We start from the raw sequence: 14,796 nt of genomic DNA, 5'->3' as shown, positions 1-14,796 counted from the left end.
TCCTGGAGCCCGACAGCGTGCAGCACCATCGATGATCATGCAGCCGCTCCGTTTGGCTCTGCTGCATGGACGTCGACCTGGACCTGGTGGAGCTGCGGACCCTGGTCGCCATCCGCGACACGGGCAGCATGACCGCGGCCGCGGTCGCCCTCGGCTACACGACCGGCGCGGTGTCCCAGCAGATGGCCGCGCTGGAGCGGTCGGTCAGGGCCGAGCTGGTCACCCAGGTCGGACGCCGCGTGCAGCTCACCGACGCCGGACACCTGCTCGCCGACCACGCGGTGGGGCTGCTGTCGCTGGCCCGCCGGACCGAGCAGGCGCTGGCGGGCCTGCCGGGGCGGCCGCAGGCGCGGGTGCTCATCGGCGTCATCGGCACCGCGGCGGGCGGCACTGCTGCCTCAGGCGCTGGTGCGGGTGCGGGTGCAGAGCCCCGGGGTCAGCCTGCGGTCGGTCGAGGTCGACGTGGACGACGCCACCTCCGTCGTCGCCGCCGGGCGGGTGGACCTCGCCTTCGGCGTGGACTACCCGCAGGCCCCCATCCCCCGGGCGGCGGACGTCGCCCTGCTCGTGCTGGCCACCGAGCGGTTCGCGATGGCGACGCCTGCCGGGCGCCCGGCGCGGGAGGGCCCGTCCGCGCTGCACGACTTCGCCGACGAGCCGTGGATCCTGCCCCCGGCGCACACCTCCTACGGCCGGGCGATCCGGATGGCCTGCCGCCGGGCGGACTTCGAGCCCCGGGTGGACCACACCGTGACCGACACCGCCTCGACCCTGTCCCTGGTGGCCGCCGGCCTCGGCGTCGCGCCGGTCACCGAGCTCATGCTCGCGCTGCGCCGCGACGGCCTGACGGCGGTGCCCCTGACCGACCGGCTCGAGCGGACGATCGTGCTGGCGCACCGCCGCGACCCGGCACCGCAGCCGGGGGTGCGTGCCGTCGTCGGCGCCGTCCGGGCCGCCGTGGCCACCGGGCGGGACGGCTGAGGGCGGCCGGGGACCGCGGCTCGGTGTCGATCCCCCCGACGACGCCGAGCTCGGCCGCGGCCCGGTCCAGCGACGCCGCGCGCTGCTCGGCGTACAGCTGCTCGGGCGTGCGGAGGGGACGGCCGATCGCCTCGGACAGCCACCGGGCGTCCCGGGGCGCGCCGCCCTCGGCGGCGACCTCCTGCCGCGCCCGGCCGGGGAGTCTCGGCCGTGCGCCGGTCCACCTCGGCGACGAGCCGGTCGTACCGGTCGCGGCCCCCGGGGGTCAGGGCGATGCCGCGCGCCCCCACCTCGCCGGAGCGCACCCGCAGCTCGCCCTGGCTGATCTGCCCATCGGCCTCGCGGAACCGGTGGGGCTCGGCGAGGGCGCGGAAGGAGGGCTGGCGCAGCAGCACGTCGGGCCCGGAGAGGCGCCGCGCAGAGCGGGCCGCAGCGCGGTGGTGTCGACGGTGGTCACGACAGCGGCTCCGGGGTGGTGTCGACGGGCAGTTTCCCGCGCAGCCGCATGGCAGCGAGCACCCGCTGCTGGGCGAGGCGCCGGGCGGCGGTGTGCGGGGTGTCCTCGGTGCGCGCCGCCTCGGCCAGCACGGCGGCCGCGTTGGCCCGCAGCTTCGTCGAGATCATCGCGAAGACGTCATCGGGGTCCACGCGGAACGGCGAGTACCGCATGTCCATGGAGTGCGCCGCGGCGACGATCCCACCGGCGTTGGCGATGAAGTCCGGGACGACGGGGATGCCGCGCTCGGCGAGGATCTCCAGGGCGGTGCCCGTGGTCGGCAGGTTCGCGCCCTCGACCACCAGCCGGGCCGAGGTCGCCAGGGCGATGCCGTCGTCGACGACGTCCTCGCGGGCGGCGGGCACGAGACGTCGGTGGGCACGGTGAGCGCGGTATCGGCCGGCCGGACGCCGCCGTACCCCCGGACGCAGTCGTCCCCCAGCTCGGCCCGCAGCCCGGACAGCCGGGCGACGTCCAGGCCGTCGGGGTCGTGGACGGCGCCGGCCGAGGTCGAGACGGCGACCACGGCCGCGCCCAGCTCGACGAACTGCCGGGCGGCGACCTGCCTGACGGCACCGAAACCCTGGATCGCCACGCGCGAGCCGGCCAGCCGCCAGCCCGACTCGGCCGCTGCGGCGTCGGCGGCCTCGGCGACGCCGAAGCCGGTGACCCCCAGCTCGTCGTAGGGCAGTCCGCCCAGCGCCCGCGGCAGGCCGACGGCCGCGCCGCGGTCGCCGAGCTCGTCCAGGAGGACGGCGGCGTCCTGCTCGGTCAGGCCATGTCGAGCCCGAAGACGTACTCGGCCGGGACCTCGTTGCGCAGCGCCCGGGCGAAGGCCCGCAGGACCTCCTCTTTGCCCGGCGCGGTCGGGTCGCCGAGGATCCCGGCCTTGGCGCCCCCGTGGAACATGTCGACCGCCGCCCACTTCCACGTCATGGTGCGGGCGAGCCGGGCGACCTCGCGCACGGTCAGCGTCGGGCTCATCCGGGTGCCGCCCTTGCCCATCCCCCGTGCGGTGTTGTCCAGCACCAGGACGCCGCGCATGCCCGACCGTCGGTCCGACACGCACACGACCTTCTCCGGTCCCCACTCGTCCACCAGGGAGAGGACGTCCTCCGTCATGGCGGCCGGGCCTCCGATCCACGCACTCGTGACCGCGATCCGAGTCTGCGCGGACAGCCGGCCGGCAGGGAGCCCGGGAGGGCGGACGGTCGTTGCCCTGGCACCAGGACTCCTGGCGCTCGCGTGCGGCGGTGCCCTGAGCGCAGGAGGCCGACAGGATCGAGCAGGTGCCGACCTGGCCTGACGAGGTGTCCGCCCGTCCCCCGGCCCCTCGCTCGACGTACGCGCGCCTTCCGGAGCGTGCCTGGCGGGCCGTCGCGGGGAACTCGCCGCCGACCGCGCCGATCAGCCCGCGGGCCCGGCCCCGCCGGATGGACGACCGTGGACAGCCGGGTCAGACGATGCGCGTCTGGACGTGCACCTCCTCGGGGGCGGTGCGGGTCATCGCGACGACCAGGTCGAGAGCCATCTCCTCGATGTCGTCGACGCTGTCGGCCCGGGTCGTGCCGACACCCGGGACGTCGATGACCCAGTGGTCGCCCTCGCAGATCGCGGTCGCGGTGTAGCTGGCCATCCGTCCTCCACGGTCAGGTCGACGGTGGTGCGGCGCCCGGTCAGGGCCCCGTGCGCGGCGCGGGGGTCGCTCCGTGGCCCAGGCGCACGTTGATCTGCTTGGTCTGCGTGAAGCCGGCGATCATGCCCTCGAGGGACACCTCGCGGCCGATGCCGCTCTGCTTGTAGCCGCCGTAGGACTGGCCGACGACCTGTCCCCCGCCCTGGTTGACCTGCACCCAGCCGGCCTCGAGGCGGTGCGCGGTGGTGATCGCCAGGTTGATGTCGGAGCTCCAGACGTAGGCACCCAGCCCGTACGCGGTGTCGTTGGCCATGCGGACGACGTCGTCGACGTCCTCCCAGGCGATGGCGACCACCACGGGCCCGAAGATCTCCTCGCGGGCGAGGCGGAAGCTGTTGTCGCCGCCGGAGAACAACGTGGGCACGTGGAAGAACCCCTCGGCCAGCGGTCCGCTGGTCGGCGGCAACCCACCGACCTCGACGTGCAGCGCGGGATTGGCCAGCCCGTCCTGCAGGTACTCGGTGATGGAGTCGAACTGGGTCTCGTTGATGACCGAGCCGATGTCGCTGCTCTCGTCCAGCGGATCACCGACCTTCATCGCCCCCAGACGCTCCGCCAGCCGGGCGAGGACCTCGTCGTGGACGTCGCGGTGCAGGTACAGCCGCGAGCCGGCGGTGCAGCTCTGGCCCTGCCGGCTGATCCGCGAGGACAGCACCAGCCCCTCGATCAGCTCGTCGGTCACCGCACCGGGGAACACGATCGACGGGTTCTTGCCGCCCAGCTCCAGGGACAGGTGGGCCAGCCGCTCCCCCGCCTTGCTGGCGATGCCCCGGCCGACCTCGGTGGAGCCGGTGAAGGAGATCTTGTCCACGCCGGGGTGCTCGACCAGGGCGTTGCCCGCTGCCCGGCCGGTACCGGTCACCACGTTCAGCACGCCGGGCGGCAGGAACTCCTCGCAGATCTCGGCCATCAGCAGGATGGACAGCGGAGCGTCCTCGGCGGCCTTGAGGACGATGGTGTTCCCCGCGGCCAGTGCGGCCGGGACCTTGAAGCCGGCGATCATCAGCGGCGAGTTCCACGGCAGGATCGCGCCGACCACCCCCAGCGGCTCCTGCCGGGTGTACTGCAGCTGCGTCGCCCCGGCCGGCAGGGTCGTGCCCTTCACCTCCCCTGCCACGCCGCCGAAGTAGCGGAACAGGTCGACCAGCAACGCCGCCTCGGGCCGCGCCTGGGTGCGCAGCGCGTTCCCGGTGTCGGCGGCGGTGACCCGGGCGAGCTCCTCGGCGCGGCCCTCGAGGGCGTCGGCGATCCTCAGCAGCACCCGCTGGCGCTCCTTGAAGTGCTGGTCGCGCCAAGCAGGGAAGGCCTCCCGCGCGGCGATCACGGCGCGGTCGACGTCCGTGGCGTTGCCGCGCGGGACGCGCGCGAGGAGGTGGCCGCGGTGACCCGGGCTGGTGATCTCACGCCACTCGCCGTCGGCGGCCTCCACCCAGTTCCCGCCGATCAGCATCAGCTGGGTCGGTGGGGACGCCGCGCCGGTGGGCGGGCTCAGGACGCTCTGCTCGGACATGGACTTCTCCAGTGCCTAGGTGGTGCGGGGTCGGCCGGCCGAGCCGGGCCGCTCGGTGTGCGGTGCGTCGGGTCGTCCGCACGTACCCACGGTCGACGACCGTGGGGATGTCTCTGGGGTCGGTGTCCCTCGTCCGCCGCGGTGCTCCGGGCCCGACCCAGCCCCGGCTGGGAAGCCCCTGGTTCACCCGGCGCCGCCGGCCTCCCGAGGGGCTCCGGGGATGGCCTCCTCGGCATCGGTAGCGGCCGGAGGCGCTGTCCGGGGCAGGATCGTCGGAGGTCGCGCCGCCGGGGTGCTGCCCCCGGCCACCTCCTGCTGTGCCGTCTCGAACGCGATGATGCGGTTCCCGCGGTTGTGGGACAGCCACAGCGCACGGACCCAGGTGTAGAGGGTGCCGAGCCGATTGCCCCAGCCGACCAGGTACATCACGTGGATGAAGACCCACATGACGTAGGCGAGGAAGCCGGTCACCTTCACCCCGAAGGCGTCGGCGACGGCCGAGCGGTAGCCGATCGTGGCCATGGTGCCCTTGTCGAAGTACTTGAAGGGCGGCGTCTGCCGGCCGGCGAGACGGTCCTTGATGACCCGGCCGACGTACTTGCCCTCCTGGATGGCCGGCTGGGCCACGCCGGGCAGCTTGTCGAGCGACGCCATGTCGCCGATGGCGAAGACCTCGGGATGGCCCGGCACCGTGCAGTCGGGACCCACCGGGATCCGGCCGGCCCGGTCGGTCTCGACGCCGGCCTTCTCGGCCAGCACCCGGGCCAGCGGGGAGGCCTGGACGCCGGCGGCCCAGATGCGGGTGCCGGCCCTGATCGTCTCGAGCCCGTCCGGGCCCTTGACCGTGATCGACTGGTGGTCCATGTCGACGGCCAGGGTGTTCAGCCGTACCTCGATCCCCATCTCCTCCAGGCGCTTCTTGGTGTAGGCCTGCAGCTTGGGCGCGAACGGCGGCAGGACGGCCCCTGCGCCCTCCAGCAGGATGATGCGGGCCTGGTGCGTGTCCGCGGTGCGGTAGTCCTGGGGGAGGACGGTGTGCGCCAGCTCCGCGATCTGCCCAGCGAGTTCGACGCCCGTGGGTCCGGCGCCGACCACGACGAACGTCAGCCACTCCGCGCGCTCGACCGGGTCGGTGGCGATCTCCGCCATCTCGAACTTGGCCAGGATCCCGTCGCGCAGGTAGCGGGCGTCCTCGATGGTCTTCATGCCGGGGGCGTACTCCGCGAACTGGCCCTTGCCGAAGTAGGAGTGCGTCGCCCCGGCGGCGACGACCAGGGTGTCGTAGGGCAGCTCGAGCTGCCTGCCGTCCGGTGCCCCGGCGCGGACGACCCGGCGGTCCAGGTCGACATCCTGCACGTCCGCGAGCAGCACGCGGGCGTTCCTCTCCTTCTTCGTCACGCTGCGCAGCGCCGGGGCGATGAGTCCGGGGGGCAGGATGCCGGTCGCCACCTGGTACAGCAGCGGCTGGAAGAGGTGGTGGTTGGCCCGGTCCACCAGCGTCACGTCGACGTCGGCACCGTCCAGGGCCCGGGTGACGTTAAGCCCCCCGAACCCGCCTCCCACGACGATGACCCGGTGACTCCCGGTGCCGCTCGGACCCATGGCAGCGTCCCCTCATGCCGGGCCGTCCGGGGCTGTCGGAACCCGCCTAGCCCAGCAGCTCCTCGTGTGCACGGTGGTGTCTTCCCCGACGGATCGTCTCCCGCCAGCGGCAGGCCTACCGGAATTCCAGGGCCCCCGCCAGTGGATCAGTGCCTGCCCGGTGAGCCGCAGTGCGTGTCGTCAGTACGCCCTTCCCCTGCTCCTCGCCCGCCTCGTGGTGGCGCAGCCGCGTCCCGCGGCGGCGCCGGGCGGTCGGCCGGGAAGGCGATCGGACGAGGCCACCGTACGAGCGGGGTCCCGGGGTCAGGAGGACGGTCGGCCTGCGCCGCGCGGTCCGCGGCTGCGTGCCTCCGGGGACGACGGTCCCGGTTGCCGGACGACGACGACGGGCTCCGCCAGCACGTCGGCGCCGGACGGGTTCTCGTCGTACCGGGAGGCGCTGACCTCGCGGGCCTCCGGCTGCACTGTGCGGCTGGTGGTGCCGATCCGGGTGACGGGCCCGGTGACCTCGGGGAAGTCGCCGGTGTGGACCGGTGCCAGGAACTCGACCTCGTCGGACCCGACGAAGAGGCCCCGTCGCCGTCGGTGGTGATCGCGACCTCGGTGACGATGTCGCGGGCGGTCTGCTCGGGGTCGGCCACGTCTGCCTGGACGTCCCCGGCAGTGCGGCCGACCGTGACGACCTCGTGCCCCCGACCGGTGAGCGCCTCGCCCACCGCGGCACCGAGCCGTCCCGTCGCTCCGACCAGCAGGATCCTCATGCGTTCCGTCTCTCCTCGACCGTGGTCCGGGTACCCGCCCGACGTCTCACCGTGCGACGAGGAGCTCGGCGGGGTCGGTGAAGGGCAGCTCGTGGGCCTCGGCGACCGGCTGGTTGACGAGCTGCCCGTCGAGCGTGCTGAGCCCGAGACGCAGGGCGGGGTCGGCCTGGGCCGCGCCGACCACGCCGTGCTGCGCGACCCGGACCAGGTACGGCAGCGTGGCCGAGGTCAGGGCCAGGGTCGAGGTACGGGACACCGCCCCGGGGATGTTGGCCACGCAGTAGTGGACGACGCCCTCCTCGACGTAGGTGGGGTCGGAGTGGGTGGTCGGCCGGCTGGTCTCGAAGCAGCCGCCCTGGTCAATCGCGATGTCGACGACCACGCTGCCCGGGCGCATCGCGGCGATCATGTCCCTGCTGACGAGCTTGGGTGCCCTGGCGCCGGGCACGAGGACCGCGCCGATCACGACGTCGGCCTCGGCGACGTAGGCCGCCGTCCGGGCGCGGTTGGGCGTCACCAGGTCCAGCCGCCCGCCGAAGATGTCGGACAGGTAGGCCAGTCGGCTCGGGTTGGTGTCGAGGACCCGGACGATGGCCCGCATCCCCAGCGCGATCTTCGCCGCCTCCGTGCCGGCCACCCCGCCGCCGATGATGAGGACCTTCGCCGCGGGGGTGCCGGGGACGCCGCCGAGCAGGATCCCCGCTCCACCGGCCGGGTTCTCCAGGTGGTGCGCGGCGGCCTGCACGGCCATCCGGCCCGCGACCTCGCTCATGGGGGTCAGCAGCGGGAGCTTGCCATCAGCGGTCTGCACGGTCTCGTAGGCGATGGAGTCGATCCGCCGCTTCAGCAGGAACTCGGTCAGCCCGCGGTCGGCGGCGAGGTGCAGGTAGGTGAACAGCTGCTGGCCCCGGCGGAAGCGGTCGTACTCCGCGGGCACCGGCTCCTTGACCTTGACGATGAGGTCGGCCGCGTTGAACACCTCCTCGGCGGTCGGCACGACCTTGGCGCCGGCCGCCGCGTACTCGTCGTCGGCGAACCGGGACCCGACGCCGGCACCGGCCTGCACGACGACCTGGTGACCGTCGTGCAGCAGCTCCACGACACCGTCGGGGGTGAGTGCCACCCGCCGCTCGTTGTCCTTGATCTCGGTCGGTGCTCCGACGACGAGCGTGCTCATGGCGATTCTCCTCCGGTCGACGACCGGTGCGGTGGCACCGGAGCGGTTGTCGCGGGTCGGGACGTCGGGGTGCGGTCGCGGCTCGGTGGGGACGGGCGGCCTCCCTGCAGGTCCCGCCGCCGACCCCGTCCGGAGGCTCGTCCCGAGCCTGCGAGGGATGAGGACGGGGTCCTTCTCCGGTGGGGGGCAGGGAGGTCCTTCTTCAGACCAGGCCCTGGGCCTCGGTCAGCGTGTGCCGCAGGATCTGCTCCATCTGGTCGAACTCCGCCTGGCCGCAGATGAGCGGCGGAGCGACCTGGACGACCACGTCGCCGCGGTCGTCGGGGCGGCAGTACAGGCCGTTGTCGAACAGCGCGCCGGGCAGGAAGCCACGGACGAGCCGTTCCCGCTCCGCGGCGTCGAACGTCTCCCGGGTGGCCTTGTCCTTGACGAGCTCGACGGCCCAGAAGTAGCCGTCGCCGCGGACGTCGCCGACGATCGGCAGGTCGAGCAGCTTGCGCAGGGTGGCACCGAGCGCCGCCTCGTTGTCCAGCACGCGCTGGTTGAGCCCCTCGTCCTCCATGAGGTCGAGGTTGGCCAGCGAAGCGGCCGCCGCCACGGGGTGGCCGCCGAAGGTGTACCCGTGCGGGAACGCCACGTCAGGGAGCAGGAAGGGCTCGACGACCTTCTCCGAGGCGATCATCGCGCCGATCGGGCCGTAGCCGGAGCTCATGCCCTTGGCGCAGGTGATCAGGTCGGGCGTGTAACCGAACTTCTCGCAGGCGAACGTCGCGCCGTGCCGGCCGAAGGCGCAGATGACCTCGTCGGAGACGAGCAGGACGTCGTGCTTGTCGCAGATCTCCCTGACCCGGTCGAAGTAGCCCGGCGGCGGCGTGAGGCAGCCGCCGGAGTTCTGCACCGGCTCCAGGAACACCGCGGCGACGGTGTCGGCGCCCTCGAAGAGGATCGCCTCCTCGATCCGGTCGGCGGCCCAGCGGCCGAAGGCCTTCGGGTCCTCGGCGAACTCGGGATGGCGGTAGAGGTTGGTGTTGGGCACCCGGAAGCCGCCCGGGGCCAGCGGCTCGAAGTCCTTCTTCATGGCGGGCAGCCCGGTGATGGCCAGTGCGCCATGCGGGGTCCCGTGGTAGGCCACCGCCCGGCTGATCACCTTGTGCTTCTGCGGCTTGCCGATCAGCTTGAAGTACTGCTTCGCGGCCTTCCACGCCGACTCCACGGCCTCTCCGCCGCCCGTGGTGAAGAAGACGCGGTTCAGGTCGCCGGGCGCGAGGTCGGCCACCCGCTCGGCCAGCTCGGCCTGCACCGGGGTGGTGTAGCCCCACACCGGGAAGTAGGCCAGCTCGGCGGCCTGCTTCGCAGCCGCCTCGGCCAGCACCCGGCGCCCGTGCCCGACCTGGACGACGAACAGCCCCGACAGGCCGTCGAGGATCTTCCGGCCCTGGTTGTCCCAGATGTAGGCGCCCTCGCCGCGGGTGATCACCGGGACGGGCGTCTCCGGGTGGCGGCCCTGGCGGGCGAAGTGCATCCAGAGGTGGTCCGCGGCGCGGGCAGCCGTCGCGTCCGGTACACCGGCCGGAGGCTGCTCGATCGAGGTGGTCATCCCAGGCTCCTTGTGAGGTCGGATCGGAGGCGTCGGACGGCTCCGGAGATGCTCACGCGGTCACGCCGGGCGGAACCGCGTCGTCCCGTCACGCGAAGGGCAGTCGTCCTGGGGTCAGGAGATCGGTCCTCGCCCCGAGGTGGTGCGGGGTGCGCGCCGGACCTGCCCCCTGCGGTCGGTCCGGTAGCCGTCGGCATGACTCGAGTCTGCGGATGACTCGGCTCACTGTCACCCGACCGACCGTGTCGCCCTGCCCTGTCGGCCGCACGAGCAGTCGGGCGGTCGTGAGCGCGGCGCCCTGCGCCGGCCGAGGTGCGGACCTCTCCACGCCGGGCGCGGTGGGTTCACGTGCCCCCGGCTCGAGGCGTCCGGGCAGTCGCGAGTGATGGGGACGCCTCGCGCACGGCTCGGGAGCCACGGGCGCCGCCGTGGACGTCGGCGCAGTGGGCGGACTCCCCGGCTGCTTGGGGCGGCTTCTTGGTCGTAGGTTGGTCACGTCGTCGCGGATGGCTTCTCCCCGGTCCGTGCGGCGTGCTCGACACCAGCTGGAGGGGAACGGATGGCGACCGACCGGCCTGACCCAGGCGAGTTTCTCGAGCTGGCGCAGCGGATGCTGCGTGAGCTGTTCGGCGATCCCCGGCGCGCGGACGACCCGTGGGCAGAGGCGACGCGTCGTCCGCGCGAGCGCGCCGAGGTCTCGCGGGCCACCCGCGAGCCCAGCGCCGAGGAACAGCGCGAGAACCTCACGTTCGCCCTCGCCACGCGCGCCGTCGAGGCGCTCGAGGACCTGGCGCTCAACGTCGCGGCGATCCGTCAACGCCTCGAGCGCACGGACCCGCAGGCCCCGGGAGCGCAGCCCGAGGGCGAGGAGCACGGCTCGAACGGAGCTGACGCCGCGGGGCAGTGACCCCGAGCCCGGTCCACCCCGGACGCAGCAGGCCGACACGATCCCGCCGCACGACGCGTCGTCCTCCCGCGGCCGACCCGCCCGTGACGGAGGTTCCGGTTCCGTGCCCGGCGCTCGCCTGTCGCGGCTGTCATGGCACGAACGGCCGGGTGACGACCGGCCGGTGCCGCGCCGGGACATAGCCTGAGACGTGCCCACCTGGCTCCGGACCCACAGGCCGTTCGCGCGTGTCCCGGAGCGGGCATGGCGGGCCATCGCGGGGAACTCCCCGCCGACCGCGCCCATCGGCCTGCGGGCCCAGCCCAGCCGGATGGACGACCTCACCGCGCACGCCGCGCTGGAGCTGGCCCTGCGCATCGGGGAGTCGATGCTGTCCGTCGGGGCGCCCGCGGCCGACGTGACCGCGACGGTGCTGCGGGTCGCGGCCGCCTACGGGCTGACCAGCTGCCAGGTCGACATCACCTTCACGTCGATCACGGTCAGCTACGACCGCGAGGACGCGGTGCCACTCACCGCGGTGCGGATCGTGCGCACGAGCCGGACCGACTACACCCGGCTGCAGGGGATCAGCGACCTGGCGCGAACAGTGGCCGCGGGCGGACTCGACGTGGAGGAGGCACACCGGCGGCTGGACCGCGTGGTCTCCGCACCGGCCACCTACCGCAGGGCCGTGAACGCGCTGGGCTGGGCCGGCGTCGCCGGTTGCTTCGGGCTCGTCCTCGGCGGGGGGTGGCTGGAGGCCCTCCTCGCGGCGCTCACCACCGCGCTGATCGAGCAGGTGCTGCGTGCCCTCGGCCGGCACAGCCTCCCGCCGTTCTTCCAGCAGGTGGCCGGGGCCGCGCTCGCCACGGGCGTCGCCGTCCTCCTGCTGGCCTGGGACGTCGACGTGCGGACCTCACTGGTCGTCGCCGCCGGCATCGTCGTGCTCCTGGCGGGACTGTCCCTGGTGAGTGCTGCCCAGGACGCGATCAGCGGCTTCCCGGTGACCGCCGCCGCCCGGGCCTTCGAGGTGGTGACGCTGACCGCCGGCATCGTCGTGGGCATCGCCGGCGTGCTCGACCTGGCCCAGCGCGCCGGCCTCCCGCTGACCGTCGTCGACACCTCGTCCTCCCCCGTGCCGTTCGCCGTGGCGCTGGCCGCGTCCGCCGGCATCGCCGGGTTCTGGTCCCTGGCCTGCCACTCCCGCCCGCGCTCGGTCGTCCTCGCCGCAGGAGCCGGAGCGCTGGCCTGGACGACGTTCTGGGCGACCGCGGACGTGGGGGCGGGTCCCGCGCTGGCCAGCGGGGTCGCGGCCGTCGTCCTCGGGTTCAGCGGCGAGGTGCTGACCGACCGGCTGCGGGTCCCCACGCAGGTCATCGCCGTCTGCGGCATCGTCCCCCTGCTGCCCGGTCTGGCGATCTACCACGGCCTGTTCGCGATCGTCGTCGACGCCGACATCGAAGGCGGGCTCACCGCGCTGGTCGGGGCCGCCGCCGTCGGGCTCGCCCTCGCCGCCGGCGTCACGCTGGGCGAGTACCTCGGCAGACCGGTCAGTGGCGCGCGGGACCGCTACGACGAGCGCGTCCGCCGCCGGGCCATGACCACCGAGTGAGCTCCCCGCCGGTCGCGCCCCGGACGACGCCGACCGGCCCCGGCCACCCGAGAGGTCGTCAGAAGTTGCCGCGCTTGTGCTGCTCCCGCTCGATCGCCTCGAACAGCGCCTTGAAGTTACCGATGCCGAAGCCCAGCGAGCCGTGCCGCTCGATCAGCTCGAAGAAGACGGTCGGCCGGTCGCCGAGCGGCTTGGTGAAGATCTGCAGCAGGTAGCCGTCCTCATCGCGGTCGACCAGGACCCCGCGCTCCTGCAGCTCCTCGATGGGCGCGCGGACCTCGCCGATGCGGGCCCGCAGTTCCGGGTCCTCGTAGTAGGAGTCCGGAGTGGCGAGGAACTCGATGCCCTCGGCGCGCAGCGCGTCGACCGTGGTCAGGATGTCGTTCGTGGCCAGGGCGACGTGCTGGGCGCCGGGACCGCCGTAGAACTCCAGGTACTCGTCGATCTGCGACTTCTTCTTGCCGATCGCCGGCTCGTTGAGCGGGAACTTGACCCGGTGGTTGCCGTTGGCCACCACCTTGCTCATCAGCGCCGAGTAGTCCGTGGCGATGTCCTCGCCGACGAACTCCGCCATGTTGGTGAAGCCCATGACGCGGTTGTAGAACTCGACCCACCGGTCCATGGCGCCGAGCTCCACGTTGCCGACGACGTGGTCGACGGCCTGGAACAGCCGCTTGGGGGCGCCGTCCCGCTTCACGTGGGAGGAGCGGCGCTCGACGTAGCCGGGCAGGTACGGGCCGGTGTAGCGGGAGCGGTCGACCAGGGTGTGCCGCGTGTCCCCGTAGGTGGCGATCGCGCCGATCCGGACGGTGCCGAACTCGTCGCTGATGTCGTGCGGCTGCTCGAGGACGGTGGCCCCCTGGGCGGCGGCGTGCGCGATGCACCGGTCGACGTCCGGGACCGACAGGGCGATGTCGACGATGCCGTCGCCGTGCTTGCGGTGGTGGTCGGCCAGCGGGCTGGCCGGGTCGTAGGCCCCCCTGACCACGAATCGGGCCGCGCCTGACTCCAGGACGTAGGCCAGGTGGTCGCGGTTGCCCGTCTCCGGGCCGGAGTAGGCGACCAGCTCCATGCCGAAGGCCGACTGGTGGAAGTGCGCCGCCTGGGTGGCGTTTCCCACGACCCACACCAGCGCGTCCCACCCCGACACCGGGAAGGGGTCGCCGGAGGCGTCGTACTCCACCAGCCCGACGAGCTGCTTCAGCTGATCGAGGTCCAGCTGCGCCAGGCGCTCGTCATCGTTCAGTGCCTGCTCGAGACTCATGCCCGTCCCCTCTCGTCCAGCAGTGCGCGCGGGGTGTCCCCTCCACTGGACACGAGCGCAGAGGACCTGCGCAACCAGCACTCCTGATCCTGCCCCGACTGCCTGACCCGAGCAGCGGAGAACGAGCCGAACTGGGCAGGATGTCCAGTTGGGACGCGATTGCGCTGGATGGGGAGGACGGACCGGAGTGACGGACGGACGAACACTCGACGCTCTCGACGTGGCCCTGGTCGCGGCACTCCGGGAACACCGCCGGGCCGGGATCCTCGAGCTCGCCCGGATCACCGGGGTCGCCCGGGGAACCGTCTCCGCGCGGCTGCAGCGCCTGGAGGACAGCGGGGTGATCACCGGGTACGGCCCCGACATCGACGTCCGCGCGGCGGGCTTCGGCGTGCAGGCGTTCGTCACCCTGGAGATCGCCCAAGGAGCGATCGAGGACGTCCGCCAGGACCTGGAGCGCATCCCCGGCGTCCTCGAGGCCCACGCCACCACGGGCAGCGGGGACGTCCTGTGCCGGGTGGCCGCCAGCTCGCACGAGGCCCTGCAGCAGACCCTCGTCGACCTCAACAGGTCGGCGTCCGTGGTCCGCTCGACCAGCGTGGTCGCTCTCTCACAGCTGGTGCCGTGGCGGACCCTCCCCCTGCTGCAGTCCGAGGCGACGCGCGACGCCGGGCGGTCCGGGATGCACCTCGCCGACGGGAGCTGAGCCGAGGCGCCGCCGGCATGCCGTGGACGACGGCTCGGCGCCCCGGTGCGCTCGGTCCTGGCGCCGCCCGGTCCGCGTGGGTGGACCTGCCGTCGACTCGTGCTCGGGTGGAGTCGCCCCGGCCGATCACCGTCTGATCTGACGCCGGGTGCGCGGGAGGCCGTGGGCAGTCCGTGCATCGTCGACGTCCGGTGGGCAGCGGCCCGCCCGACTCAGCCCGCCGTCGCCCTCGCATGCCGCACGACCTCGAGTCCGAGGCCGGAGAGCGCGAGGACCAGGACCGACGCGGGGACGACGACCATCGCGACACCCACCACCGCTCCCCCGGTGTGGGCCGCCCCGTGGTGCCCCGCGCCGTCCAGGAGCACCGGGTGGGCCACCAGCATCGCCGCGGACACCGCGGCCGTCTGCACCCACGTCCGACGACGGGGCAGCAGCGCGAGGTGCATGGCGCACGGCAGGCAGGCCATCCCATCAGGAGCAGCGCCACGACCTGCACGGACGACGG

Annotated in this window: 12 protein-coding genes and 4 pseudogenes; 5 read left to right on the top strand and 11 right to left on the bottom strand. The window is 73.4% G+C overall.

What is annotated here, in order from left to right; genetic code table 11:
* Positions 1–65: 65 nt before the first annotated feature.
* Positions 66–251: pseudogene (locus GOBS_RS29665) on the top strand (helix-turn-helix domain-containing protein); the annotation flags it as partial.
* Positions 252–390: 139 nt separating this feature from the next.
* Positions 391–981: a LysR substrate-binding domain-containing protein gene (locus GOBS_RS25350; protein ID WP_081448849.1), complete on the top strand. Its 591-nt coding sequence runs from the start codon at positions 391–393 to the stop codon at positions 979–981.
* A 212-nt stretch (positions 982–1,193) separates the two neighbouring features.
* On the opposite strand, the pseudogene GOBS_RS29660 reads toward GOBS_RS25350, so the two are convergent.
* The 9 genes and pseudogenes from GOBS_RS29660 to GOBS_RS09480 form a co-directional block, all read right to left on the bottom strand.
* Positions 1,194–1,376, bottom strand: a pseudogene (locus GOBS_RS29660) (2-oxoadipate dioxygenase/decarboxylase family protein); the annotation flags it as partial.
* A gap of 58 nt (positions 1,377–1,434) precedes the next feature.
* A pseudogene (locus GOBS_RS29495) lies at positions 1,435–2,153 on the bottom strand (Rossmann-fold NAD(P)-binding domain-containing protein).
* Positions 2,154–2,248: 95 nt separating this feature from the next.
* The gene (locus tag GOBS_RS28730) at positions 2,249–2,599 is read right to left on the bottom strand and encodes a Glu/Leu/Phe/Val dehydrogenase dimerization domain-containing protein (protein WP_243697686.1); all 351 of its coding nucleotides are present in this window, start codon (positions 2,597–2,599) and stop codon (positions 2,249–2,251) included.
* 334 nt (positions 2,600–2,933) lie between these two features.
* A complete protein-coding gene (locus GOBS_RS09500) occupies positions 2,934–3,113 on the bottom strand; it encodes a hypothetical protein (RefSeq protein ID WP_012948075.1) in 180 nt (59 codons plus the stop codon).
* A 40-nt stretch (positions 3,114–3,153) separates the two neighbouring features.
* Entirely contained in the window at positions 3,154–4,683 is a 1,530-nt protein-coding gene (locus GOBS_RS09495) for an aldehyde dehydrogenase family protein (RefSeq protein WP_012948074.1), read from the bottom strand.
* Between the two features lie 183 nt (positions 4,684–4,866).
* Complete coding sequence (locus GOBS_RS09490; protein ID WP_012948073.1) at positions 4,867–6,285, bottom strand: NAD(P)/FAD-dependent oxidoreductase; 1,419 nt, start codon at positions 6,283–6,285, stop codon at positions 4,867–4,869.
* Positions 6,286–6,588: 303 nt separating this feature from the next.
* Positions 6,589–6,864, bottom strand: a pseudogene (locus tag GOBS_RS29655) (hypothetical protein); the annotation flags it as partial.
* A 228-nt stretch (positions 6,865–7,092) separates the two neighbouring features.
* Positions 7,093–8,223 (bottom strand): alanine dehydrogenase, encoded by a 1,131-nt coding sequence (gene ald / locus GOBS_RS09485; RefSeq protein WP_012948072.1) that lies wholly within the window; start codon positions 8,221–8,223, stop codon positions 7,093–7,095.
* 202 nt (positions 8,224–8,425) lie between these two features.
* Positions 8,426–9,820, bottom strand: coding sequence for an aspartate aminotransferase family protein (locus GOBS_RS09480; RefSeq protein WP_012948071.1), 1,395 nt, complete (start codon positions 9,818–9,820; stop codon positions 8,426–8,428).
* A gap of 559 nt (positions 9,821–10,379) precedes the next feature.
* Here GOBS_RS09480 and GOBS_RS09475 point away from each other — a divergent pair.
* Both GOBS_RS09475 and GOBS_RS09470 read left to right on the top strand, forming a co-directional pair.
* Positions 10,380–10,727 carry a hypothetical protein gene (locus GOBS_RS09475; protein WP_012948070.1) on the top strand — a complete coding sequence of 116 codons (348 nt, stop codon included), beginning with the start codon at positions 10,380–10,382 and terminating at the stop codon, positions 10,725–10,727.
* A gap of 190 nt (positions 10,728–10,917) precedes the next feature.
* A complete protein-coding gene (locus GOBS_RS09470) occupies positions 10,918–12,318 on the top strand; it encodes a threonine/serine exporter family protein (protein ID WP_012948069.1) in 1,401 nt (466 codons plus the stop codon).
* 58 nt (positions 12,319–12,376) lie between these two features.
* Here GOBS_RS09470 and hppD read toward each other — a convergent pair whose 3' ends face one another.
* Complete coding sequence (hppD, locus tag GOBS_RS09465) at positions 12,377–13,582, bottom strand: 4-hydroxyphenylpyruvate dioxygenase (RefSeq protein WP_012948068.1); 1,206 nt, start codon at positions 13,580–13,582, stop codon at positions 12,377–12,379.
* Between the two features lie 187 nt (positions 13,583–13,769).
* Between hppD and GOBS_RS09460 the strand changes: the two genes are divergently transcribed.
* Positions 13,770–14,288 carry an Lrp/AsnC family transcriptional regulator gene (locus GOBS_RS09460; RefSeq protein ID WP_012948067.1) on the top strand — a complete coding sequence of 173 codons (519 nt, stop codon included), beginning with the start codon at positions 13,770–13,772 and terminating at the stop codon, positions 14,286–14,288.
* 212 nt (positions 14,289–14,500) lie between these two features.
* Here GOBS_RS09460 and GOBS_RS09455 read toward each other — a convergent pair whose 3' ends face one another.
* Positions 14,501–14,758: a hypothetical protein gene (locus GOBS_RS09455; protein ID WP_012948066.1), complete on the bottom strand. Its 258-nt coding sequence runs from the start codon at positions 14,756–14,758 to the stop codon at positions 14,501–14,503.
* Positions 14,759–14,796 lie beyond the last annotated feature (38 nt).

Source organism: Geodermatophilus obscurus DSM 43160 (assembly GCF_000025345.1).
Classification (GTDB): domain Bacteria; phylum Actinomycetota; class Actinomycetes; order Mycobacteriales; family Geodermatophilaceae; genus Geodermatophilus; species Geodermatophilus obscurus.
This window is presented reverse-complemented; position numbering and strand designations above follow the sequence as displayed.

Bases quoted from the DNA above. Each gene is read 5' to 3' on its own strand.
- GOBS_RS28730 (WP_243697686.1), bottom strand. From the start codon at position 2,599: ATGACGGAGGACGTCCTCTCCCTGGTGGACGAGTGGGGACCGGAGAAG.
- GOBS_RS09500 (WP_012948075.1), bottom strand. From the start codon at position 3,113: ATGGCCAGCTACACCGCGACCGCGATCTGCGAGGGCGACCACTGGGTC.
- GOBS_RS09495 (WP_012948074.1), bottom strand. From the start codon at position 4,683: ATGTCCGAGCAGAGCGTCCTGAGCCCGCCCACCGGCGCGGCGTCCCCA.
- GOBS_RS09490 (WP_012948073.1), bottom strand. From the start codon at position 6,285: ATGGGTCCGAGCGGCACCGGGAGTCACCGGGTCATCGTCGTGGGAGGC.
- ald (WP_012948072.1), bottom strand. From the start codon at position 8,223: ATGAGCACGCTCGTCGTCGGAGCACCGACCGAGATCAAGGACAACGAG.
- GOBS_RS09480 (WP_012948071.1), bottom strand. From the start codon at position 9,820: ATGACCACCTCGATCGAGCAGCCTCCGGCCGGTGTACCGGACGCGACG.
- GOBS_RS09475 (WP_012948070.1), top strand. From the start codon at position 10,380: ATGGCGACCGACCGGCCTGACCCAGGCGAGTTTCTCGAGCTGGCGCAG.
- hppD (WP_012948068.1), bottom strand. From the start codon at position 13,582: ATGAGTCTCGAGCAGGCACTGAACGATGACGAGCGCCTGGCGCAGCTG.
- GOBS_RS09455 (WP_012948066.1), bottom strand. From the start codon at position 14,758: ATGGCCTGCCTGCCGTGCGCCATGCACCTCGCGCTGCTGCCCCGTCGT.